Below are 23,377 nucleotides of genomic sequence, written 5' to 3'. Positions count from 1 at the left end.
ACCCCATGACCACGATCCGCATCGAACCCCTGACGCCGGACGCCTTCGCCCCCTTCGGCGAGGTGCTGGCCCCGCGCGCCACGCCCGACCGCATGATCAACGCGGGCCGCTGCGAACGCCACCACGCGTTGGCCACGGTGGAACGCGCGGGGGGAGAGGCGATCATCTCGATCTTCCGCAGCGAGGCCGTCAGCCTGCCCTATGCCTGCACGCTGCTGGAACGCCACCCCCTGGGCAGCCAGGCCTTCATGCCGCTGGGACCGGATGCCTGGCTGTCGGTCGTGGCCCCGGACGCGGGCGGCAGGCCGGGGGCACCGCGCGCCTTCCTGGTGCCCGCGGGCACCGGCGTGAACCTGCGCGCAGGCGTCTGGCACGGCGTGCTGACGCCCCTGGACCGGCCCGCCGATTTCCTGGTCGTGGACCGCGAAGGCGAGGGCGTGAACCTTGAAGAAGCCACCATCGCCGCTGTAACCGTCACCGCATGAGTCTGCCCGATTACAGCTTTGAACGCCTCGCCCTGATCCGGGGCGCCCGCCGCGTGGCGGGCGTGGACGAGGTCGGGCGCGGTCCCTTGGCCGGTCCCGTCACCGCCTGCGCCGTGGTGCTGGACCCGGACAACATCCCCGGCGGGCTGAACGATTCCAAGAAGCTGACCGCGAAACGGCGCGAGGCCCTGGCCGAATGGCTGGCCGTCCATTGCGACCATTGCATCATCCATGTCGGCGTCGAGGAGATCGACCGCCTGAACATCCACCACGCCGCGCATCTGGCGATGTGCCTGGCCGTGGCGGGCCTGCGGGAAAAGCCCTGCCATGTGCTGGTGGACGGCAACCGCGTCCCCTGCGACCTGTCCTGCCCCGGCGAGGCCATCGTGGGGGGCGACGCGCGCTGCATGACGATCGCCGCGGCATCCATCCTGGCCAAGGTGGCGCGCGACCGGCTTATGGTGGATTTGGCGCAACAACATCCCGGCTATGGCTGGGAATCCAACGCGGGCTACGGCACGCCTGCGCACAGGCAGGCGCTTCTAGATTTGGGCGTGACCCCCTGCCATAGGCGTTCGTTCGGGCCGGTCCACAACATCTTGTGTAAACCCCTGGTAGCAACCCCTTGATTCAAAAAAGAAATTGACGCCGATTCGGGTCTGAATCATGTTAACGGGATACCAGACCGGGACAAACCGGCACTTCCCCCCGAGGCAAAGATGATCAAGACCAAGGACCAGCGCATGGCAGCCGCGCGACCGCTTCCCCTCAACCAGATCCTGGCAGGCGACTGCATCGCCGCCATGAACGCGCTTCCCGAAGCCAGCGTGGACCTGATCTTTGCCGACCCGCCCTATAACCTGCAACTGCGCGGCGACCTGCACCGGCCCGACCATTCCAAGGTCGATGCCGTGGACGACCACTGGGACCAATTCTCCAGCTTCGCCAGCTATGACGCCTTTACCCGCGACTGGCTGGCCGCCGCGCGCCGCCTTCTGAAGCCCAACGGCGCGATCTGGGTCATCGGCAGCTATCACAACATCTTCCGGGTGGGGGCCGAGATTCAGAACCAAGGCTTCTGGATCATGAACGACGTGATCTGGCGCAAGGCGAACCCGATGCCGAATTTCCGCGGCAAGCGGCTGACCAACGCGCACGAGACGCTGATCTGGGCGGCGAAATCCGAATCGGCGAAATACACCTTCAACTACGAGGCGCTGAAATCGCTGAACGAAGGCACGCAGATGCGGTCGGACTGGGTGCTGCCCATCTGCAACGGCGGCGAACGCTTGAAGGACGCGGCGGGCGACAAGGCGCACCCGACGCAAAAACCGGAATCGCTGCTGCACCGCGTGATCATCGGCACGACCAATCCCGGCGACGTGGTGCTGGACCCGTTCTTCGGCACCGGCACGACGGGCGCGGTCGCCAAGATGCTGGGCCGCGACTTCATCGGGATCGAGCGCGAGGAAGCCTATCGTGAGGTCGCCGAGCGTCGCATCAGCCGCATCCGCCGCCTGGACGCCGAGGCCCTGGCCACGACGAAAGCCAAGCGGGCGGAACCCCGCATCCCCTTCGGCCAGGTGATCGAGCGCGGGATGCTGCGCCCGGGCGAGGAGCTGTTTTCCATGAACAACCGCCACAAGGCCAAGGTCCGCGCCGATGGCAGCCTGATCGGCAATGACGTGAAGGGGTCGATCCACCAGGTCGGGGCCGCGCTGGAAGGCGCGCCCTCCTGCAACGGCTGGACCTATTGGCATTACCGGCGCGAGGGCCGGATGATCCCCATCGACATCCTGCGCCAGCAGATCCGCGCCGAGATGGAGGGCGAGGTGTCCCGCCCCAACTGAATCCACAGGGTTCGCCACGTTCCCCCGGCTGCCGCCATCAGGGGAACCGCCTTGCCCCGCCATCTTGCATGGCGGGGCTTTTTCGTTCGATCAGACCCAGGGGCGGGACTGCGCCATCCGCGTTTCATAGGTCTGGATGGCGGGGGCCTTTTCCATGGTCAGCCCGATGTCGTCCAATCCGTTCAGCAGGCAATGCTTGCGGAAGGGATCCACCTCGAAGGCGAAGGACACCCCGTCCGAGGTGGTGACGGTCTGGTTTTCCAGATCCACCGTCATGCGGGCATTGGCGCCCTTGCGGGCATCCTCCATCAGCACATCGACGGCCTCGGGCGGCAGCACCACGGGCAGGATGCCGTTCTTGAAGCAGTTGTTGAAGAAGATGTCCGCGAAGCTGGTGGAAATCACGCAGCGGATCCCGAAGTCCAAGAGCGCCCAGGGCGCGTGTTCGCGCGAGGATCCGCAGCCGAAGTTGTCGCCCGCCACGATGATCTCGGCCTGCCGATACGCGGGCTGGTTCAGCACGAAATCCGGCAACTCGTTGCCGTTGCGGTCATAGCGCATCTCGTCGAACAGGTTGACCCCAAGGCCCGACCGCTTGATCGTCTTGAGGAACTGCTTGGGGATGATCATGTCGGTGTCGATATTGACCAGCGGCATGGGCGCCGCGATGCCGGTCAGGGTGGTGAACTTGTCCATTATTGCAGTGCGCCTTTCCAATGATTTGCTTCCTTAGCCTTAAGCAGCCAAGCAGTCGCTTGAGGGCCCCTATCACGCTGCAAAGGTTTATCCCAACCAGAGTTTGCCTCACCAAAAGTAAGGCTCTTGCTTGCATTGTTTTTATTTAACAAGGGCAAGGATTGGTCTGTGTCAGATGAAAATTTTGCTAGGAGAGATTGTTCAAGCGCCACATGGTTCTTTTTTTCTACTAGGGATGTTGTAAGATCTGCAAAGTAAAATCTAAACGGAACCACACGCAAATCATATGCAAAATCGAATAACTTTCCTTCTAGGTGGGATGATATTCTTGTGCAAATATTTCCACTTCCGATGTGCAATATTCTAGAAGGTCGCTTTTCATAATCAAACTCAAACTCTTCATCTAGAGCTATGCAGTATACTCCTTTAGTTGCAGATCGTAAGTCGAAGTCAAATTCGCCTTTGCATTCTATTGCAAGTTTCTTTACTAGACGACTAGCCATCTTCTTGCGAATCTTCCGAACTGCATCTTCTTTAAGTATTTCTGAAATTGCATCGATTGCTTCAAATGCCAAACCTTCTTCCTTAAGATGCTCATTTATTGAATAGCCTTTAACGCACACCCAGTTTACCACATTAATCTCCAAACACTTCCCGCACATCGACCAGATGCCCCGCGACCCCCGCCGCCGCAGCCATCGCGGGCGACATCAGGTGGGTGCGGCCCTTGTAGCCCTGGCGGCCCTCGAAGTTGCGGTTGCTGGTGGCGGCGCAGCGTTCGCCCGGCGCCAGCTGGTCGGGGTTCATCCCCAGGCACATGGAACAGCCCGCAAGCCGCCATTCAAAGCCCGCGTCCTTGAAGACCTGGTCCAGGCCCTCCTCCTCGGCCTGGGCGCGCACGAGGCCGGATCCCGGCACGACCATGCCCCGCACGCCGGGGGCCAGGGTGCGGCCGCGCAGGATTTGGGCTGCGGCACGCAGATCCTCGATCCGGCCGTTGGTGCAGCTGCCGATGAAGACCGCGTCGATGGCGATGTCGGTCAGGGGGGTGCCGGGCGTCAGGCCCATGTAGTCGAGCGAGCGGCGCGCGGCCTCGACCTTGCCGCCGGAAAAGTCCGAAGGCGCGGGGACGGTCGCGGTAATGGGCAGAGCATCCTCGGGGGACGTGCCCCAGGTGACGGTGGGGGCAATGTCCTCGCCGCGCAGGGTGACGACCTTGTCCCAGTGGGCGCCGTCGTCGCTGAAAAGCGTCTTCCACCAGGCGACGGCGGCTTCCCATTGCGCCCCCTTCGGCGCATGGGGACGGCCCTTGACGTAATTGAAGGTCGTCTGGTCCGGCGCGATCAGGCCCGCGCGGGCGCCGCCCTCGATGGCCATGTTGCAGATGGTCATCCGGCCTTCCATGGACAGGCCGCGAATCGCCTCGCCGCAGTATTCGATGACATGGCCGGTGCCGCCCGCCGTGCCGGTGTGACCGATAATCGCCAGCACCACGTCCTTGGCGGTGACGCCGGGGGCCAGGCGGCCCGTCACCTCGACCTTCATGTTCCTGGACTTCTTCTGGATCAGGGTCTGCGTGGCCAGCACGTGTTCCACCTCGGAGGTGCCGATGCCGTGGGCCAGCGCGCCGAAGGCCCCGTGCGTGGCGGTGTGGCTGTCGCCGCAGACCACCGTCATGCCGGGCAGGGTCCAGCCCTGTTCGGGACCGACGATGTGCACGATGCCCTGGCGGATGTCGTTGACCGGGTAATAGACCACGCCGAATTCGCGGGCGTTCTTGTCCAGCGCATCGACCTGGATGCGCGATTCCTCGTTCACGATGCCGTTCTCGCGGTCCCAGGTGGTGGGCACGTTGTGGTCGGGCACGGCGATGGTGCGTTCGGGGGCGCGGACGGAACGGCCGGTCATGCGCAGCCCCTCGAAGGCCTGGGGGCTGGTCACTTCGTGGACCAGATGGCGGTCGATATACAGAAGGCAGGTGCCGTCGTCCTGGCGGTCCACCACATGGGCGTCCCAGATCTTGTCGTAAAGCGTGCGTGCGGATTCGGTGGTCATGGCTGTTGGCTTTCGGCTGTGATGGGGTCGTGGCGAAGGGATCGGCTGCGGCAGAAACCGCAGCCCGTCACAGTCGCGCCGTCACGCCGCGCGTTTCGCCGAAGAACCGCGACGGCAGGCGGGCGCGGTCATGGATGTCGAAATAGATGAACCCGGACATGGCCGATCTTTTAGGCCCCTTTCGGCGTTGACGCAATATTGTCGGAAAGGCGGAGCGATGGAGCCAATCGGACCGGACATCGTGGATGCTGCCCAAGGCTTGTGGTCGCGCATTTCCCTGTTCTTCGAGATCATGATCCTGCCCCAGCGGCTGTATCAGCTGGCCGCCATTGCCGGGCTGGCCGTGCTGTCCTGGCTGCTGGGACGGCTTGCCGCGCGGGCCTGGACGGCCTGGCTGCACCACCGCGACGACTGGCCGAAAGGACGGCTGCGGATCGGGGTGCTGATCGGCCGCCGGATGGGCCTGATCATCTTCGCGGCTCTGGCCTGGGCGGTGGTCCTGGTGATGCGGGAAATGACATGGCCGTCCCGCAGCGCGCTGATCGCGCTGGCCGCCTCGATCGCGACGGCCTGGCTGGCGATCTTCTTCGTGGCGCGGCTGATCGCCAACCGCCTGCTGCGCCGCATCGTCAGCTGGGCCGCCTGGATCTGGGTCACGCTGTTCCTGCTGGATCTGACCGAACCGGCGGGCCAATTCCTGGACAGCTTCGCCATCACCCTGGGCGAGTTGCGGCTGTCGGTGCTGACGGTCGTCAAGGCGCTGGTCGTGACCGGGCTGCTGATCGGCGGCGCGCGGGCGCTGTCGCGGCTGATCACCGGCAGGCTGGCCCGGAACGAGGACATCTCGCCCACGATGCGGGTGCTGACGGCCAAGCTGTTGCAAATCGTGCTGTTCAGCCTGGCGGTCGTGGTGGGGCTGAAGGCAGTGGGGTTCGATTTGACGGGATTGGCGGTCTTTTCCGGCGCGATCGGCCTGGGCCTGGGCTTCGGGCTGCAGAAGGTCGTCTCGAACCTGGTGTCCGGGGTCATCATCCTGCTGGACAAGTCCGTGAAGCCCGGCGACGTGATCAGCCTGGGCGACACCTTCGGCTGGATCGAGGAACTGGGCGCGCGCTATGTCAGCGTGGTCACGCGCGACGGCAAGGAATACCTGATCCCGAACGAGGATCTGGTGACGGGCCAGGTGGTGAACTGGTCCCACACCAACAGCTTCGTGCGGCTGGATCTGAAATTCGGCGCCTCTTATGACGACGACCCCCACAAGGTCAGCGCCACGGCCATCGCCGCCGTCAAGACGGTCAAGCGGGTCCTGTCGCACCGTCAGGCGGTCTGCTGGGTGACGGGTTTCGGCGACAGTTCCATCGACTACGTGCTGCGCTTCTGGATCGACGATGCGGCGGGCGGGCTGACCAATGTGCGGGGCCAGGTCTATCTGGCGCTGTGGGACGCCTTCAAGGAACAGGGCATCACCATCCCCTTCCCGCAGCGCGAGGTCCGGGTTGTGAATGCCGCGCTGCCGATCCATATGGGCGATCCCCGGCCGGACAGAACGGAATCGGACCGGGAACATTGAGATGGCCGGAAAAGATGCTATCTTTATCCTATCCCCTGCGCCGGGGGCGATCGGCGCGCTGACCGGAGGATTAGACCCTGTCACAACACGTCTCGCCGGCCACGGGGCCGGCTGCGACCCCTGGCGGTCACGATCTGACCAGCGACCAGATCCTGGACCGCATCCTGTCCTCGCTTGACGACGACAAGGCCGAGGACATCGTCACGATCGACCTGCGCGGACGGTCGGCCATGGCGGATCACATGGTGATCGCATCGGGCCGCAGCGCGCGCCAGGTGGGCGCCATCGCCGAAAAGCTGGCCGACCGGATGAAGCAACTGACCGGCCGCACCCCCCGGATCGAGGGCAAGGACACAGGCGATTGGGTGCTGATCGACACCGACGATGTCATTGTCCATGTCTTCCGCCCCGAGGTGCGGGAATTCTATCAGCTTGAAAAGATGTGGATGCCCGCCGACGCGCTGAGCCGCGTGCGCGAGGGAACCCGCCCGGCGATGTAGTCGGGCAGCGTGCGCATCGACATCGCCGCGGTCGGGCGGCTGCGCAAGGGTCCCGAGGCGATGATGGTGGAAGACTACCTCGACCGCTTCGCCAAGGCCGGGCGCAGCCTTGGCCTGCCGCCCGTCACCCTCCACGAGGTCGAGGACAAGCGCGGCGGCGGCATGGCGGCCGAGGCCGAGCTTTTGCTGCGCGCCATCCCGCCCGGCGCGGCCCTGGTGATGATGGACGAACGGGGCGAGCAGCCGACTTCGCCCGAGTTTGCCCGGCGGCTGGCGGATTGGCGGGACCAGGCCCGCGACCTGTGCTTCGTGATCGGCGGCGCGGACGGCCTGGACCCGTCCCTGCGCGCGCGGGCCGACTGGCAGATCAGCCTGGGCCGCATGGTCTGGCCGCACATGCTGGTCCGCGTGATGCTGGCCGAACAGCTTTACCGTGCCGCGACGATTCTGGCGGGATCCCCTTATCACCGGGAATGACTGCGGCAGCGTGGCAGGGGGCTGCCGCCCCCTCTTGGCCTGCGGCCAATTCACCCCTGCGGATATTTAAGCAAAGGTGAAAATGAGAGTGGCTTTCACCTTTGTCTAAATATCCCGGGGGTCCGGGGGCTGGCCCCCGGCCTTGCGGTTGCCGCAACCGCCGCGCCAGCGTAACAAGGCGCAAATCAACCCGAGGGGCGATATGACGAAACCTGTGGTCCTGTGCATTCTTGACGGTTGGGGCATCTCGGACCGGCCCGAGCAAAGCGCGCCGGACCAGGCGGCGACGCCGAACTTCGACCGGCTGATGCGCGACTGCCCCCATGCGACGCTGACGACCTTCGGTCCCGACGTGGGCCTGCCGCGCGGGCAGATGGGCAATTCCGAGGTGGGCCACACCAATATCGGCGCGGGCCGCGTGGTCGCCATGGACCTGGGCCAGATCGACCTGGCGATCGAGGATGGCAGCTTCGTGGGCAACGAAGGCCTGGTCCGATTCGTCGAACGCCTGCGCGCCACGGGCGGGACGGCGCATCTGATGGGCATCGTCTCGGACGGCGGCGTGCATGGCCATGTGGTCCATGTCCAGGCCGCCATCCGCGCCATCGCCGGGGCGGGCGTTCCGGTCGTGGTCCATGCCATCACCGACGGGCGCGACGTGCCCCCGCAATCGGCCATGGGCTTCATCACCGAATTGCAGGGCACCCTGCCCGAAGGCGCGCGCATCGGCACGGTGATCGGCCGCTACTTCGCGATGGACCGCGACAACCGCTGGGAACGGGTCGAGCGCGCCTATCGCGCCATCGTCGCGGGGCAGGGCGAACCCGCGCTGTCGGCCGACCTGGCCGTGACCACGGCTTACGGGCGCGGCGAAACGGACGAGTTCATCGCGCCCTTCATCATCGACGGCTATAACGGCGCGATGGACGGGGACGGGTTCTTCTGCCTCAACTTCCGGGCCGACCGGGCGCGGGAAATCCTGGCCGCCCTGGCCGATCCGGGCTTCGATCACTTCGACACGTCCGACCGCCCGGAATGGGCGGCGTTGCTGGGCATGGTCGATTACAGCGCCCGGCACAACGAATACATGACCGCCGCATACCCGAAGCGGCAGGTGGTCAACACGCTGGGGGCCTGGGTGGCGGCCAAGGGCCTGCGCCAGTTCCGCCTGGCCGAGACGGAAAAGTACCCCCATGTCACCTTCTTCCTGAACGGCGGGAAGGAAACCCCCGAACCCGGCGAGGACCGCTTCATGCCCTCCAGCCCCAAGGTCGCGACCTATGACCTGGCGCCCGAAATGGCCGCCGACGAGGTCGCGGCAAAGCTGGTCGAGGTGATCGGCGCGGGCTATGACCTGATCGTGGTGAACTTCGCCAATCCCGACATGGTGGGCCATACCGGCAGCCTGCCTGCCGCTATCCTGGCCTGCGAGGCCGTGGACCGCGGCCTGGGCCGGATGCTCGATGCGCTGGACCGCGCGGGCGGCGCGGCGGTGATCTGCGCCGACCATGGCAATTGCGAGACGATGATCGACCCCGTGACCGGCGGGCCGCATACCGCGCACACCACCAACCCGGTGCCGGTGATCGTTTATGGCGGCCCGGCGGGCGCAAGGCTGCGCAAGGGGCGGCTGGCCGATCTGGCGCCGACGGTGCTGGCGCTGATGGGCCTTGACCGGCCTGCCGAGATGACGGGCGAAAGCCTGATCGTGACCGCATGAAGTTCCTTCTTCCCCTGGCCCTGGCTGCCCTGGTCGCCATCGCGCCCGTTCAGGCGCAGGAACCCTCGGTCAGCGCCGCCGTGGCCGAGGCGCAGGACGCCGCCGCCCAGTTGCGCGCCGCGGTGGCCAAGCTGGCCGATGCGCTGACCGCCGACGACCAGGTGGTCGCCCTGACCGAGGTGATCCGGGGTTACGAACAGGGCCTCGCCGCCCTGCGCGAGGGGTTGCGCCAAGCCAGCGCGCGCGAGGCGGAACTGCGCGCGCGCTTCGAATCGCAGCGGGTGCAGCTGGCCTCGGTCCTGGGCGCGATGACGGCGCTGCAGCAATCGCCCGAAACCACGATGCTGCTGCATCCGGCGGGCGCGCTGGCCAATGCCCGGTTCGGCATGGTGCTGGCCGATGTTACCCCCGGCCTGCGGTCCGAGGCCGAGCGGTTGCAGGACGACCTGCGCGAAATCGCCACCGTGCGCGACTTGCAGGCGGGCGCGGCGCAGATGCTGGGCGCGGGGCTGGCCTCTGTCCAGGAGGCGCGCCGGCTTCTGGCCAGCGCCGTCACCGACCGTTCCAGCCTGCCGGTCCGCTTTGCCGATGCGCCGGCGGAGCTGCAAAAGCTGCGCGATGCGGCGCAGTCGCTTGACGAATTCGCGGCAGGCGTCGCCAAGGTGCAGATGGATGTGGGTCCCCCCCTGGAGGATTTCGAGGGTGCCCGGGGCAGCCTGCCCCTGCCGGTCGTCGGCACCATCCTGCGGCTTTACGACCAGCCCGATGCGGCGGGCGTCGAACGCCCCGGCTGGGTGATCGCCACGCCCCCGGCCGCCCTGGTGACGACCCCCTGGCCCGCGACGATCCGTTATCGCGGTCCGCTGCTGGATTACGGCAATGTGATGATCGTCGAGCCTGCGCGCGGTTATCTTCTGGTCTTCGCGGGCATGTCGCAGGTGTTCGGAGAAGTGGGCGACGTGCTGGGGGCGGGCGATCCCCTGGGCCTGATGGGCGGGTCCGAGGCGTCGGCCCAGGAATTCGGCGCGCAATTCGTGACCGATGCCGCCATTGGCGGCAGTGCAGGGCAGACCGAATCCCTGTATCTTGAATTGCGCAAGGGACAGGAAACTCTGGACCCGGCGGACTGGTTCATGCTGAATCGCGTCGTGGAGCCTGAACAGGATTGAAGGCAGGAAAGGCCGTCATGAAACATTATCTGATCGCAGGCGTGGGCGGCGTTCTGGCCGGCGCCTTGCTGACCACCCAGATCGCCGGGCCGCTGGTGGCGCAGGAAACCGGCAGCAATGCCTCGATCTATGAACAGCTGGAACTGTTCGGCAACGTTTTTGAACGGGTGCGCGCCGATTATGTCGAGGCGCCCGACGACAAGGAACTGATCGAGGCCGCGATCAACGGGATGCTGACCTCGCTTGACCCGCATTCCTCGTTCCTGTCGGCCAGCGACTACGAGGACATGCAGACCCAGACCCGCGGCAGCTTCGGCGGCCTGGGGATCGAGGTCAGCCAGGAGGAAGGGCTGGTCAAGGTCGTGTCCCCCATCGACGACACGCCCGCCGCGACGGCGGGGGTCAAGACGGGCGACTTCATCACCCATGTGAACGGCGAATCGCTGATGGGGCTGACGCTGGACCAGGCGGTTGACATGATGCGCGGTCCCATCGGGTCGGAAATCACCGTCACCATCCTGCGCGAGGGCGAGACGGAACCCTTCGACCTGACCATGACGCGCGACACGATCAAGCTGACGGTGGTCAAGACGCGGGTGGAAGGCCATTCGGTCGTGCTGCGCGTGTCCACCTTCAACGACGAGACCTATGACACGCTGAAGGCGGAACTGGACAAGGCGGTCAAGGACGCGGGCGGGATCGACAAGGTGACGGGCTTCGTGCTGGATCTGCGCAACAACCCGGGCGGCCTGCTGAACCAGGCGATCAGCGTGTCCGACGCCTTCTTGGACGCGGGCGAGATCGTCAGCACCCGCGGCCGCAACCCCGAGGAAAGCGAACGCTGGAACGCCGAATCCGGCGATCTGGCCCAGGGCAAGCCGATGGTCGTGCTGACCAATGGCGGATCGGCCAGCGCGTCGGAAATCGTCGCGGGCGCGTTGCAGGACCACCGCCGGGCCATCGTCGTGGGCGAAAAGACCTTCGGCAAGGGATCGGTCCAGACGGTGATGCCGGTCACGGCCGACAGCGCCATCCGGCTGACGACCGCGCGCTATTACACGCCGTCCGGCCGCTCGATCCAGTCGCTGGGCATCCAGCCCGACATCCTGGTGGCCCAGCCTGCGCCCCCCGCGAAGGCCGGTGACGAGGAGGAAGGCCCCCGCACCCAGTCGAACTTCGGCCGGTCCGAGGCCGACCTACGCGGCGCGCTGAACAACGATTCCGTCAGCGACGACGAGAAGAAGCAGATCGAGGACGAGGCCGCCGAGGTCGAGGCTACCGCCAAGCTGCGCGAGGAGGACTACCAGCTGGCCTATGCCGTGGACATCCTCAAGGGCCTGGCCGCCGTCGATTTCAAGGCGGACCAGGTGCCCACTGCTTCCACCCCCGCCATGACGGGCGAGGGGTCGGGGACCGAAGGAACCGGAGCCGCCAAGACGAATGGCTGACGGGGACCGGAAAGGGCCGGGCGGGCTGCCCTATCGCCCCTGCGCGGGCGTGGTGCTGATCAACGCGGATGGCCTGGTCTTCGCGGGCCGACGCATCGACATGCCCGGCGCCTGGCAGATGCCGCAAGGGGGGATTGATGCGGGCGAGGATCCGCGCCAGGCCGCCTTGCGCGAGTTGGTCGAGGAAACCGGCGTTCCTTCGGACAAGGTCGAGGTGGTGGGGGAAACCCCGGACTGGGTTTACTACGACCTGCCGCCCGAACTGCTGGGCAAGGTCTGGAAGGGCCGGTATGGCGGGCAGCGCCAGAAATGGGTGCTGATGCGGTTTCTGGGTGATGATGCAGACATCCGCATCGACACCGACCACCCCGAGTTCCAGGAATGGCGCTGGATGCCGGCGGCGGCGCTGCTGGAAAACATCGTGCCGTTCAAGCGGGGGGTTTACGAGGAGGTGCTGGGGGCGTTTGAGAGATGGCTTCGATAGCAACCTCTATGCGTTGTTATCCGCGCATTGCGCCTTACCACTGTGGTCCTTATCGCGTTGCGTGGATTTTGCAGGATCCGGGCACTATTCATGGGGCGGGATGCGGTGCTCAAAGGTCTGGTGAACTCGGGGTGCTGAACGATGATCCAACCGCAGAAGTCATGCGAGAGGCGTTAGAGAAAAACGGAATTCCATTGTCCGCTGGACTGCCCCTCAACGCTGTGCCTTGGTACGATCGGCAACGGAACGTCAGTGCAACCATCCTTCGGGAAGGCGCGGACTATAATAGGCCGCTGATCTTGGACGCAGGGGTTAGACTGGTTCTTCTTATGGGACAAGCCGCTTGGCGCAGCGAAATTTTTTTAAATCTGCCCTCCGACATTTCCATTCGTCGGCTACCCCATCCATCTCGCCGCGGCCTGTTAGCCTATCGTGAAAATGGCGTCAGGCTGGGACACGTTGTGGCGCGACAGCGCGTAATCGATGGGTTTTCAATGTCCGTTTGATCGTATTGCGAGGCAGTGATGGGCTGCCTCGCAACATTGTTCTTACCGCCGCAACTGCCCCAACAGGATCGAGGTCGGATACCCGTCCGGCGTGACCCCAATGGACCGCTGATAGGCCGCGACCGATTCCATCGTGGCGGCGCCGAACAGTCCGTCGATCTCGCCTTGGTAGAACCCCTTGGCGCGCAGGCGCTGCTGGATTTCCTGGCGTTCGCCGGTGGTCAGGGTGCGGTCGTTCCTCGGCCACGATCCCTGCACCCCCGCGCGTCCCGCGATGCGTTCGCCCAGAAACGCCACGCCAAGCGCATAGTTGTCCGAGTTGTTGTAGCGCAGGATCGAGCGGAAGTTGTCCAGAATCAGGAAGGCCGGGCCGTTCGCCCCCGCCGGCATGATGATCGACCCGTTGCCGCCCGGCAGCGCGCCGCCGCCGATCCGGCGCACGCCCTGCGCGGCCCAGTCCGACCGCCGCGTGCCCTTGCCGACCAGGCCCATATTGAAGCCCTGTGGCAGTTGCACCTCGGCCCCCCAGGCCTGGCCCGGCACCCAGCCGTTGCGGCGCAGGTAGTTGGCGGTGGATGCCAGCGAATCGGTCGGATCGTCCGACCAGATGTCGCGCCGGCCGTCGCCGGTGAAATCGACGGCGTAGTCCAGATACGAGGTCGGCATGAACTGCGTGTGGCCCATGGCCCCCGCCCAGCTTCCCAGCATGTGTTCGGGATCGGTGTCGCCCGCCTGAAGGATCCGCAGCGAGGCGATCAGCTGGTTCTGGAACATCTCGCCCCGCCGGCCGTCATAGGCGAGCGTCGCCAGCGACGGGATGATCTGCATCTTGCCCCGGTTCGCGCCGAAGTTCGATTCCATCCCCCAGACGGCCAGCACGATTTCGCGCGGGACGCCGTAACGGGCCTCGATCTGGGACAGCACGCCCCCCAGTTGCGCGGCCTTTTGCCGCCCGGTGGTGACGCGCACGTCCGACACGGCGCTGTCCAGATACAGCCAGACCGGGCGGCTGAACTCGGCCTGCTTGCGGTCCAGGCGGATCACCTCGGGGTTGTAGCGGGCGATGCGCATGGCGCGGTCATAGGTGGCGGGCGACACGCCGGATGCCAGGGCGCGCGGCCGGAAGGACTGGACGAAGTTCTGCAAGCCCGCCTCGTCCCCCGCCGAGGCCGCGGGGATCGGCGCGGGCGTCACCGGGCCGCTGCCGGTCATCGCGCCCGGCGCACGGTTCATCGGACCGCCACAGGACGCCAGAGCGCCCACCAGGGCGGTGGTCAGGAAGATGCGGGTGATGGTCATGGGGATCGCCTGTCCGTGTAACTGCTGCTGTTCTTGTTGGGCGCAGTCTAGCGAATGCGATTTGGCTTGAATAGGCCGGTCGGGCCGCTTCAATGCAGCGTTTCGTCCTCGTCCCCCGCGCCCTCGCAGCCTTTGAAGAAAGGCTGCAACTGCGCGATGATGACCGAGTTCTCGTCCAGCGCCCGTTGCATCAGGGCGCGTTCCTCGTCGTCGATCTCGTGGCCCTCGGCCAGGCGTTCGTCCAGGGATCCGTATCCGGTCACGTCCAGGGGCGACAGGTCGGCCTGCTTCAGGATGGCCACGGTTTCGCGCACCGCCTCGGGTTCGTCATGGCCCGCGGCATAGCAGATCAGAGCGGCGCCGGTCGATCCGTCTGGCAACCCGTCGTCCTTGGTCCGGCCCACCTCCACCAGCAGGGTATAGACGTTCATGGCGGCCTCCGTGATGATCCCCTTGCAACAGCACGATTGGCGCCGGGGCGCAAGACGCAGGAGGATGACATGAGCAAAAGCGTGGCGCGGGTCAGGGCGGCCCTGGATGCGGCGGGGGTGCAGACCGAGATCCTGGAAATGGCCGACGGCACCCGCACCGCCGAAGAGGCCGCGCGGGCGGCGGGCTGCGCGGTCGATCAGATCGCCAAGTCGATCATCTTCCGGGGCGAGGCGACGGGCCATGTCGTCCTGTTCCTGACCGCTGGCGGCAACCGCGTCGATCCCGCCAGGGCGGCGGCGGTGGCGGGGCAGCCCTTGGGCAAGGCCGACGCCGCGCTGATCCGCGAGGAAACCGGCTTCGCCATCGGCGGCGTGGCCCCGGTCGGGCACCTGAAGCTGGTGACGGCCTTTTTCGATCCGCGCCTGTTGGACTTTAACCGCGTCTGGGCGGCGGCAGGCACGCCCCGGCATGTGTTTTCGATCGCGCCGGGGGTGCTGCTGGATGTGACGGGGGCGAAGGTGGCGGATTTTACCGGCTGACCAGCACCCGTTCCATCAACGGACTGTCCGCCCGTTCCAACCCCTCGATCACGTCGAAATGGTGGCGGCCGGGGTCGATCACGCAATCGGTGGGTGCGCCGAGGCCCGCCCACATGTCGGCCAGCAGCCGGGCCTGGCGGATGAACTCGGGCCGTTCCATCCCGCCGACCCAGGTGGTCACGGGGATGCCCGGGCGCGGAGACAGCAGGGCGGGGCTTTCCGCCATGGCCTCGGACCCGTCCAGCCGCAGCGTGGCGTTCTTGGCGGTGCGCAGCAAGGGGCGCAGGTCGGCCAAGGGCGAGATCGGGACGCAGGCCGTCACGCGCGCGGCCACCGCGTCAGGCAGGGTGCCGTCGTTGCAGATCATCCGCGCGGCCAGATGCCCGCCCGCCGAATGGCCCGTCAGGGCAACCGGGCCATCCACGCGGCCCGCAGCCTCGGCAACCGCCAGGGCGACCTCGCAGGTCATCTGCGCGATCCGCGCCTGCGGGGCCAGGGTATAGGCGGGCATCGCCACCGCCCAGTCCTGCCCCAGCGCGCCCGCCGCCAGATGCGACCAGGTGCCGGGATCGAAGGCCATCCAGTAGCCGCCATGGACAAAGACCATCAGCCCCCGCGCGCGGCCTGCCGGGCGGAACAGGTGGCCGCGCCCCAGCGGCTCGGGCGGGTGGGCCTTGCGGAACCGGGCGGCGGCATCCTGCCAGCGGGGCACGAAGCCCTCGGCCTGCGGGATATGCGCGCCGTTGGCATAGGCGTCGTCCCAGTCGGTGACGTGATACAGCATCCTGTCCCTCTCTTTCCGGCAGGAAAGGCCGGTGCTAGCCTGCGGTCAAGAGAGGGAACCGCCATGACCGATTTCGCCGCCACCCGCCGCGCCTTTCACCTGCCCCCGGGCATCACCTATCTGGACGGCAATTCGCTGGGACCGATGCCTGTCGCCGCGCGGGACCGCGTGGCGCGGATGATGGCGGACGAATGGTCGGACATGCTGATCGCCGGCTGGAACAAGGCGGGCTGGTATGTCCAGCCGCGCAAGGTTGGCGACCGCATCGCCCCCCTGATCGGCGCGGGTCCGGGGCAGGTGGTGATGGGCGACACCCTGTCGATCAAGGTGTTCCAGGCCCTCAGCGCCGCGCTGCGCCTGCGCCCCGGCCGCCGGGTGATCCTGTCCGACAGCGGCAACTTTCCGTCGGACCTGTACGTGGCCCAGGGCCTGGCCCGGGCGGTCGGCGCCGAATTGCGCGTGGTCGCCCCCGAGGCGGTCGAGGACGCCATCACCCCGGATCTGGCCGTCCTGATGCTGACCGAGGTCGATTACCGCACCGGCCGCCGCCACGACATGGCCGCGCTGACGGCAAGGGCGCATGACGCGGGCGCACTGGCCTTGTGGGACCTGGCCCATTCGGCGGGGGCGGTCGATGTGGACCTGACCGGGGCGGATGCCGATTTCGCGGTCGGCTGCACCTACAAGTATCTCAACGGCGGGCCGGGCGCGCCGGCCTTCATCTGGACCCATCCGCGCCATGCCGATGCCGCCCAGCCGATCCTGCAAGGCTGGATGGGGCACGACGCGCCCTTCGCCTTCGAGGAAGGTTATCGCCCCGCCGCCGGGGTCGAGCGGATGCGCGTCGGCACGCCGCCGGTGATCGCCCTGACCGCGCTGGACGCCGCGCTGGATGTCTGGGACGGCGTCGCGCTGTCCGACCTGCGCGCCCGGTCGATCGAATTGACCCAGGCCTTCATCGCGGGCGTCGAGGCGCAATGCCCCGGCCTGACACTGAACTCGCCCCGCGATCCGGCGCGGCGCGGGTCGCAAGTCGGGTTCCGCCATCCGCAGGCCTATGCGGTCATGCAGGCGCTGATCGCGGCGGGCGTGGTGGGCGATTTCCGCGCGCCCGACGTGCTGCGCTTCGGCTTCGCGCCGCTTTACAACGACGGTGACGATGTCGGCCGCGCGGTCGAAACGCTGGCCCGGATCCTGCGCGACGGGTCCTGGGATGCCGAAAAGTTTCATCACAAGGCCGCGGTGACGTGAAGGCAGGGCCTTTTCTCGGCTCCGATTATGACGCACACAAATACGACATTTGATGGGACGTGTTTATGCGCGTGTTTCGATTTGCCTGGTTCATTGCTGCTGTGGGTGCAAGCGCGTCCCCGGCGTTGCCGCAGGGCGAGCCGTTGCGCGTCGAACTGGTCGCGGCCCGGGAAAGGGCGGTCCGGCTTGACCTGCAGCTTTCGGGCAGCATCGCCGCCACCGACAGCGTCGAGATGAGCTTTCGCCAGGCCGGGCGCGTGACGGGCGTCCTGGTCGATGAAGGCGACCGGGTGAGGCAGGGGCAGGAACTCGCGCGGCTGGATTCGGTCCAGCAGGACCAGGCCCTGCGCGTGGCCGAGGCCGGGCTGGCCGCGGCGCGCGCCGGTCTGGCGCAGGCCCGCCAGGCCGCCGACCGGGCCGAGGCGCTGCTGGCGCGGGGCGTCGGCACCCGCGCCGCCCGCGACGAGGCCCTGCAAGCCCTGTCCGAGGCACAGGGCGCCACCGAGCGCGCCGAAAGCACGCTGGACCAGGCCCGCCGGGCGGTCGGGGACACGATCCTGCGCGCGCCCACGGATGCCGTGGTGACCGCCCGCGACATGGCGCCCGGCCAGATCGTCGGCGCGGCGCAGGCGGTGCTGACCATCGCCACGCTGGAAGGGCTGGAGGCCGTGTTCGACGCCCCCGATCATCCCGGCCTGGACAGCGCCTTGGGCGCCCCGGTGCGGCTGGAGACCATCGACATCGACCGCCCCCCGATGCGGGGAACGGTGACGGAAATCTCGCCCCTGGTCGATCCGGCCACGGGAACCGTGACCCTGCGCGTCGGCATCGACGATGGGGACGGCGACACCGCCCTGCTGGGGGCTGCCGTGCGCGGCCATGTGGACATCGCCGCGAACGCGGGGATCGCCGTGCCCTGGACGGCGCTGATGCGCGATGGCGACCGGCCCGCCGTGTGGCGTCTGGACGGGGAAAACCGGGTCAGCCTGGTGCCGGTGACCATCGGCCATTTCGCCAATGACGTGGTCTATCTGTCCGGCGGCATCCGGGCGGGCGATGTCGTGGTGGGCGCAGGCTCTCAGCTTCTTTATCCGGGCCGGCAGGTGCGGCAGGCCGAGGCGCTGCCATGAAGGTCCTGCCGATCGCCCTGCTGGCCGCGCTGACCTGCGCCGCGCCGGTCCGCGCCCTGGACCTGCCCGCATGGCTCGACTTCAGCTCCCATGCCCAGGGCGACATCCCGATCCGCCCCGTCGTGTCCGAGATCGTCGAGGACCGGGGCGAGGATGCGCGCTGGATCCCCGGGGTCGTGGCCTCGCGCACGCAGGTGACGATGGCCTTCCAGACGCTGGGCCGGATGGTGTCGCGCCCCGTGGATCTGGGCGACCGGGTCCGGCAGGGCGACGTGCTGGCCAACCTGGCCGCCGAGGATCTGGAGGCGACCACCCGCGCCGCCGAAGCCGCCCTTGCCGCGGCCGAGGTGCAGCGCGACACCGCCCGCCTGACGCTGGAACGGACAAGGGCGCTGGCCGCCCGCAACGTCGCGTCTGCGGCGCAACTGGAACAAGCGCAGCGCGCCGCCGCCGCGGCCGAGGCCGGGGCCGAACAGGCCCGGTCCGCGCTGGTGCAGGCGCAGGATGCCCAGGGCTATGCCCGCATGACCGCGCCCTTTTCGGGGGTGGTCAGCGCGGTCTATGAAGCGCCCGGCAGCGTGCTGGGGGCGGGCACGCCGGTCCTGCAGCTGTCGGCCGAGGATCGGCGCGAAGCCGTGATCGACCTGCCCGAATCCGCCCTGGCGGGCCTGCCCCGCGATGCCGCCTTCACCGTCTGGCAGCGCACCGATCCGGCCCGGCAGGTCCGCGCGGTGCTGGACCGGATCGACCCGATCGCCGATGCCGCGACCCGGACGCGGCGGCTGTATCTGACCCTGCCGCCCGATTCCCCCTTCCGCCTTGGCGCGCTGATCCGCGCCCGGCTTGGCACCGCCAGCGAACCCGCGCTGATGCTGTCGGCTGCCGCGATCTTCCGGCGCGACGGCGCCCCCCATGTCTGGCGCGTCCGGCGCGAAGGCGAGGGGGCGCGGGTCGAGGCCGTGCCCGTCACGCCGACCGCCGAATTCCACGACCGCGTGCTGATCGGCGAAGGGCTTGAACCCGGGGACGAGGTGGTGATCCGCGGCGTCCATTCGCTGTCCGACGGTCAACCCGTGGGACCGAGGGTCCGGCCATGAAACGTTTCAACCTGTCCGACTGGGCGCTGAACCACCGCAGCTTCGTGTGGTTCCTGCTGATCGTCTCGCTGCTGGCGGGGACGATCAGCTACAACAACCTCGGCCGCGAGGAGGACCCGAACTTCACCATCAAGATCATGGTGATCAGCGCCTCGCTGCCTGGCGCCACGGTCGAGGAGACGCTGAACCAGGTCACCGCCCGGATCGAGAAGAAGCTGGAGGAACTGGACGAGCTTTACTTCACCCGGTCGGTCACCATGCCGGGCCAGGCGGTCGTCTATCTGGAACTGCTGCCCACCACGCGCGGTCCCCAGGTTCCCGACATCTGGAAGCGCGTGCGCGAGATGATGTCCGACATCCGCCCGGATTTCCCCGAGGAATTCGCGGGCTTCCAGTTCAACGACGATTTCGGCGACGTGTACGGCAACATCTATGCCTTCACCGCCGACGGATACAGCCCGCGCGAATTGCGCGACCGGGTCGAACGCATCCGCAAGCAGGTCGCAGCCCTTGACGCCGCCGGCAAGACCGAGCTTCTGGGCGAGCAGGCCGAACAGATCTATCTGGAATTCTCGGCCGCCCGCCTGGCGGCGCTTGGGCTGAACCAGCAGCAGGTGGTCGCGACCCTGGCCCAGCAGAACGCGATCCAGCCCTCGGGCGTGATCCAGGCCGGGCCGGAACAGGTGCTGGTCCGCGTGGGCGGGCAGTTCGACGACGCCGAATCCATCGCCGCCGTCAACCTGCGCGTGGGAGAGCGGTTCTTCAACCTGGGCGATGTCGCGACCGTCACCCGCGGTTACCAGGACCCGCCGCAATCGCTGTTCCGCTATAACGGCAAGCCCGCCATCGGCCTGCAGATCGGGATGCGCGACGGCGAGAACATCCTGGAATTCGGCAAGGAACTGGACGCGCTGATGGGACGCGTGGCGGCCGAACTGCCCGTGGGCATCGAGATGGCCAAGATCGCCGACCAGCCCCATGTGGTCGATTACGCTGTGGACCACTTCGTGAAGGCCCTGGCCGAAGCCGTGCTGATCGTGCTGGTCGTCAGCTTCATCAGCCTGGGCTTCCGCGCGGGCTTTGTCGTGACGCTGACCATTCCGCTGGTGCTGGCCATCACCTTCGTGATCCTGGATTTGTATGGCATCACGTTGCAGCGCATCTCGCTGGGCGCGCTGATCATCGCGCTCGGGCTTCTGGTCGATGACGCGATGATCGCCATCGAGACGATGATCTCGCGGCTGGAGATCGGCGAGTCGCTGGAAAGTGCCGCCAGCTATGCCTGGACCTCGATCGCCTTCCCGATGCTGACCGGCACGCTGGTCACGGTGGCGGGCTTCATCCCCATCGGGCTGAACAGTTCGGCGGCGGGCGAATTCACCTTTTCGCTGTTCGTGGTGATCGCCGTGTCGCTGGTGATTTCCTGGATCGTCGCGGTGCTGTTCGCGCCATTGCTGGGCGTGGCCTTCCTGCGGACCTATCACGCCCACGAACACAAGCCCGGCTGGCTGCGGCGCCGGTTCCACGGGCTGCTGCTGTGGTCGATGCGCTTTTGGTGGATCGTGATCGCCGTCACGCTGGCGCTGTTCGCCGTCTCGGTCTGGGGGATGCGCTTCGTGGAACAGCAGTTCTTCCCCACATCCGACCGGACCGAGGTTCTGGTCGATGTCGTCGAACGCCAGAACACGTCGATCGCCAGGACGCGCGCGGACATGGACCGGCTGGAGGCGATGCTGGCGGGCAACGAGGACGTGCTGTTCTGGACATCCTATGTCGGCCGCGGCGCGCCGCGCTTCGTGCTGGCCATGGATGTGCCGACGCCGGGACCCTACATGGGCCAGATCGTCATCCAGACGCCCAACCTGGCCGCACGCGACCGGCTGAAGGCGCAGATCATGGACCGGGCCGCGCGCGAATTCGCGGGCGTGGACATCTATGTCAAGAACCTGGAAATCGGCCCGCCGGTCGGCAAGCCCGTGCAGTACCGCGTCAGCGCGCCCGATGCCGACGCCGCCCGCGACGCCGCGCGCGACCTGGCGGCCGTGCTGGCGCAAGAGCCGCGGCTGCGCGACATCTCGATGGACTGGAACGAGCCTGCGCGCGTCGTCCGGCTGGAGATCGACCAGGATCAGGCACGCCGGCTGGGCGTGACCACGCAAGAGATCGCCGATACCCTGTCGGCGCTGTTTTCCGGCAAGACCGTCACGCAGCTTCGCGACGGCATCTTCCTGATCGACGTTGTCGGGCGCGGCGAGGCCGAGGACCGGACCTCCCTGGATTCGATCCGCAACCTGCAACTGAGATTGGCCAGCGGACATGCGACGCCGCTGTCGTCGATCATGTCGCTGGACTATGCGACCGAACAGCCGTTGATCGCGCAGCGCGACGGGCTGCCGACGGTGACGGTCAAGGCGGCCATCGCCACCAGGGACCAGCCCGCCACGCTGGTCGATGCGCTAGCGCCCGCCGTGGCCGAATTCCAGACGGGCCTGCCCACCGACGTGACGATCACCGTGGGCGGCACCGTCGAAACCTCGGCCGACAGCCAGGAGCCGATCGCGGCCGTGGTGCCCGTCATGCTGCTGATCATGGCGCTGCTGGTGATGGCGCAGATGCAAAGCTTCCGCTTGTCGCTGATCGTCTTTGCGGCGGCGCCCCTGGGCCTGATCGGGGTGGTCGCCGTGCTGGTGCCCTTTGGCGTGCCGATGGGCTTTGTCGCGATCCTGGGGATCCTGGCGCTGATCGGCATCCTGATCCGCAACTCGGTCATCCTGGTCAACGAGATCCAGGAACTGCTGCACAAGGGCCGCAGCCCCTGGCAGGCCGTGTTCGAGGCGTCCGACAGCCGCGCCCGTCCGATCCTGCTGACGGCGGCGGCGGCGTCGCTGGCGCTGATCCCCATCGCGCGGCAGGTGTTCTGGGGACCGATGGCCTTTGCCATGATGGGCGGCATCATCGCCGGCACGCTGATCACGCTGGTCTTCGTGCCGGCACTCTATTGCGCGGTGATGCGGGTCAGGCCGCCCGAGGGACAGGCCTGAAGACGGCGGTCAGCCCAGTTCGGGAAAGAACTTGTCCGACCCGGTGAAGATCTCGCAGCCGTCCGCGGTGACGCCGATGGAATGCTCGAACTGCGCGGACAGCGACTTGTCGCGAGTCACGGCGGTCCAGTCGTCGGCCAGCACCTTGGTCTCGGGGCGGCCCAGGTTGATCATCGGCTCGATGGTGAAGAACATGCCTTCTTCCAGCACCGGGCCTTTGCCGGGGCGACCGAAATGCAGGACGTTGGGCGGGGCGTGGAAGACGCGGCCAAGCCCGTGGCCGCAAAAGTCGCGCACCACCGACATGCCATGCCCCTCGGCATAGGTCTGGATCGCCGCGCCGATGTCGCCGAAGGTGGCGCCGGGGCGCACCGCGTCGATCCCCTTCATCAGCGCGTCATGCGTCACCTGGATCAGGCGGCGTGCCTTGATGGATGCGCGGCCCGCCACATACATGCGGCTGGAATCGCCATACCAGCCATCGACGATCACGGTCACGTCGATGTTCAGGATGTCGCCGTCGGCCAGGACCTTGTCGCCCGGGATGCCGTGGCAGACGACATGGTTCACGCTGATGCAGCTGGCATGTTCATAGCCGCGATAGCCGATGGTGGCCGAGGTCACGCCCAGGTCCTGGACCCGGCGGGTGATGAAGTCGTCCAGCGCGCCGGTGGTGACGCCCGGCTGCACCAGCGGTCCCACCTCGTCCAGGATCTGCGACGCCACGGCCCCCGCCTTGTGCATCCCGGCGAAATCCTCGCGCGCATGGATGCGGATGCCTTCCTTGGTGATATGGCTCTGGTCCATCGGAGATCCTTTCGTCTGGGCCAGATAGATAGAC

General features: G+C 67.0%; 22 protein-coding genes. 15 read left to right on the top strand and 7 right to left on the bottom strand.

Annotated features, from left to right (window positions below):
• The first annotated feature begins 5 nt into the window (after window positions 1–5).
• From GIY56_RS09170 to GIY56_RS09160, 3 genes are all read left to right on the top strand, one after another.
• On the top strand, window positions 6–485 hold the full coding sequence (locus tag GIY56_RS09170) for an ureidoglycolate lyase (protein ID WP_154764529.1): 480 nt from the start codon (window positions 6–8) through the stop codon (window positions 483–485).
• Entirely contained in the window at window positions 482–1,114 is a 633-nt protein-coding gene (locus GIY56_RS09165) for a ribonuclease HII (protein ID WP_154764528.1), read from the top strand. Before GIY56_RS09170 ends, GIY56_RS09165 begins: the two co-directional genes overlap by 4 nt.
• A 90-nt stretch (window positions 1,115–1,204) precedes the next feature.
• Window positions 1,205–2,335, top strand: coding sequence for a site-specific DNA-methyltransferase (locus GIY56_RS09160; RefSeq protein ID WP_196053588.1), 1,131 nt, complete (start codon window positions 1,205–1,207; stop codon window positions 2,333–2,335).
• Window positions 2,336–2,425: 90 nt separating this feature from the next.
• Here the strand turns inward: GIY56_RS09160 and leuD are convergent, their stop codons facing one another.
• The 3 genes from leuD to leuC all read right to left on the bottom strand — a co-directional run bounded on the left by leuD (window position 2,426) and on the right by leuC (window position 5,086).
• Window positions 2,426–3,031, bottom strand: a complete 606-nt coding sequence (gene leuD, locus GIY56_RS09155; protein WP_154764527.1) for a 3-isopropylmalate dehydratase small subunit — start codon at window positions 3,029–3,031, stop codon at window positions 2,426–2,428.
• Complete coding sequence (locus GIY56_RS09150) at window positions 3,031–3,606, bottom strand: hypothetical protein (protein WP_154764526.1); 576 nt, start codon at window positions 3,604–3,606, stop codon at window positions 3,031–3,033. The genes leuD and GIY56_RS09150 overlap by 1 nt, the downstream gene beginning before the upstream one ends.
• A gap of 61 nt (window positions 3,607–3,667) precedes the next feature.
• The gene (gene leuC / locus GIY56_RS09145; protein WP_154764525.1) at window positions 3,668–5,086 is read right to left on the bottom strand and encodes a 3-isopropylmalate dehydratase large subunit; all 1,419 of its coding nucleotides are present in this window, start codon (window positions 5,084–5,086) and stop codon (window positions 3,668–3,670) included.
• 217 nt (window positions 5,087–5,303) lie between these two features.
• Between leuC and GIY56_RS09140 the strand changes: the two genes are divergently transcribed.
• The 7 genes from GIY56_RS09140 (at window position 5,304) to GIY56_RS09110 (ending at window position 12,457) form a co-directional block, all read left to right on the top strand.
• Window positions 5,304–6,659 (top strand): mechanosensitive ion channel family protein, encoded by a 1,356-nt coding sequence (locus GIY56_RS09140; protein ID WP_154764524.1) that lies wholly within the window; start codon window positions 5,304–5,306, stop codon window positions 6,657–6,659.
• 77 nt (window positions 6,660–6,736) lie between these two features.
• Entirely contained in the window at window positions 6,737–7,159 is a 423-nt protein-coding gene (rsfS, locus tag GIY56_RS09135) for a ribosome silencing factor (RefSeq protein ID WP_230312422.1), read from the top strand.
• 9 nt (window positions 7,160–7,168) lie between these two features.
• Window positions 7,169–7,636, top strand: coding sequence for a 23S rRNA (pseudouridine(1915)-N(3))-methyltransferase RlmH (gene rlmH, locus GIY56_RS09130; RefSeq protein ID WP_328288492.1), 468 nt, complete (start codon window positions 7,169–7,171; stop codon window positions 7,634–7,636).
• Between the two features lie 202 nt (window positions 7,637–7,838).
• Window positions 7,839–9,356 (top strand): 2,3-bisphosphoglycerate-independent phosphoglycerate mutase, encoded by a 1,518-nt coding sequence (gpmI, locus tag GIY56_RS09125; protein ID WP_154764522.1) that lies wholly within the window; start codon window positions 7,839–7,841, stop codon window positions 9,354–9,356.
• Complete coding sequence (locus tag GIY56_RS09120) at window positions 9,353–10,525, top strand: murein hydrolase activator EnvC family protein (protein ID WP_154764521.1); 1,173 nt, start codon at window positions 9,353–9,355, stop codon at window positions 10,523–10,525. The genes gpmI and GIY56_RS09120 overlap by 4 nt, the downstream gene beginning before the upstream one ends.
• 17 nt (window positions 10,526–10,542) lie before the next feature.
• Window positions 10,543–11,973 carry a S41 family peptidase gene (locus GIY56_RS09115; RefSeq protein WP_154764520.1) on the top strand — a complete coding sequence of 477 codons (1,431 nt, stop codon included), beginning with the start codon at window positions 10,543–10,545 and terminating at the stop codon, window positions 11,971–11,973.
• Complete coding sequence (locus GIY56_RS09110; RefSeq protein ID WP_154764519.1) at window positions 11,966–12,457, top strand: RNA pyrophosphohydrolase; 492 nt, start codon at window positions 11,966–11,968, stop codon at window positions 12,455–12,457. Before GIY56_RS09115 ends, GIY56_RS09110 begins: the two co-directional genes overlap by 8 nt.
• A 548-nt stretch (window positions 12,458–13,005) precedes the next feature.
• Here the strand turns inward: GIY56_RS09110 and GIY56_RS09105 are convergent.
• Both GIY56_RS09105 and GIY56_RS09100 read right to left on the bottom strand, forming a co-directional pair.
• On the bottom strand, window positions 13,006–14,262 hold the full coding sequence (locus GIY56_RS09105) for a lytic murein transglycosylase (protein ID WP_154764518.1): 1,257 nt from the start codon (window positions 14,260–14,262) through the stop codon (window positions 13,006–13,008).
• A gap of 89 nt (window positions 14,263–14,351) precedes the next feature.
• Window positions 14,352–14,693 carry a hypothetical protein gene (locus GIY56_RS09100; RefSeq protein ID WP_154764517.1) on the bottom strand — a complete coding sequence of 114 codons (342 nt, stop codon included), beginning with the start codon at window positions 14,691–14,693 and terminating at the stop codon, window positions 14,352–14,354.
• Between the two features lie 69 nt (window positions 14,694–14,762).
• Here GIY56_RS09100 and GIY56_RS09095 point away from each other — a divergent pair, with 69 nt between their 5' ends.
• Window positions 14,763–15,233, top strand: coding sequence for a YbaK/EbsC family protein (locus GIY56_RS09095; RefSeq protein ID WP_154764516.1), 471 nt, complete (start codon window positions 14,763–14,765; stop codon window positions 15,231–15,233).
• Here the strand turns inward: GIY56_RS09095 and GIY56_RS09090 are convergent.
• Complete coding sequence (locus tag GIY56_RS09090) at window positions 15,223–16,017, bottom strand: alpha/beta hydrolase (RefSeq protein ID WP_154764515.1); 795 nt, start codon at window positions 16,015–16,017, stop codon at window positions 15,223–15,225. The genes GIY56_RS09095 and GIY56_RS09090 overlap by 11 nt on opposite strands.
• A gap of 63 nt (window positions 16,018–16,080) precedes the next feature.
• Between GIY56_RS09090 and kynU the strand changes: the two genes are divergently transcribed.
• From kynU to GIY56_RS09070, 4 genes are all read left to right on the top strand, one after another.
• A complete protein-coding gene (gene kynU / locus GIY56_RS09085; protein ID WP_154764514.1) occupies window positions 16,081–17,268 on the top strand; it encodes a kynureninase in 1,188 nt (395 codons plus the stop codon).
• Window positions 17,269–17,411: 143 nt separating this feature from the next.
• Window positions 17,412–18,398 carry an efflux RND transporter periplasmic adaptor subunit gene (locus GIY56_RS09080; protein WP_230312403.1) on the top strand — a complete coding sequence of 329 codons (987 nt, stop codon included), beginning with the start codon at window positions 17,412–17,414 and terminating at the stop codon, window positions 18,396–18,398.
• On the top strand, window positions 18,395–19,495 hold the full coding sequence (locus tag GIY56_RS09075; RefSeq protein ID WP_154764512.1) for an efflux RND transporter periplasmic adaptor subunit: 1,101 nt from the start codon (window positions 18,395–18,397) through the stop codon (window positions 19,493–19,495). Before GIY56_RS09080 ends, GIY56_RS09075 begins: the two co-directional genes overlap by 4 nt.
• Window positions 19,492–22,536: an efflux RND transporter permease subunit gene (locus GIY56_RS09070; protein ID WP_154764511.1), complete on the top strand. Its 3,045-nt coding sequence runs from the start codon at window positions 19,492–19,494 to the stop codon at window positions 22,534–22,536. The genes GIY56_RS09075 and GIY56_RS09070 overlap by 4 nt, the downstream gene beginning before the upstream one ends.
• A gap of 9 nt (window positions 22,537–22,545) precedes the next feature.
• On the opposite strand, the gene map is transcribed toward GIY56_RS09070, so the two are convergent.
• Window positions 22,546–23,343 (bottom strand): type I methionyl aminopeptidase, encoded by a 798-nt coding sequence (map, locus tag GIY56_RS09065; protein WP_154764510.1) that lies wholly within the window; start codon window positions 23,341–23,343, stop codon window positions 22,546–22,548.
• Between the last annotated feature and the right edge of the window lie 34 nt (window positions 23,344–23,377).

This window comes from Paracoccus lichenicola, assembly GCF_009708075.1.
Classification (GTDB): Bacteria; Pseudomonadota; Alphaproteobacteria; order Rhodobacterales; family Rhodobacteraceae; genus Paracoccus; species Paracoccus lichenicola.
This window is presented reverse-complemented; position numbering and strand designations above follow the sequence as displayed.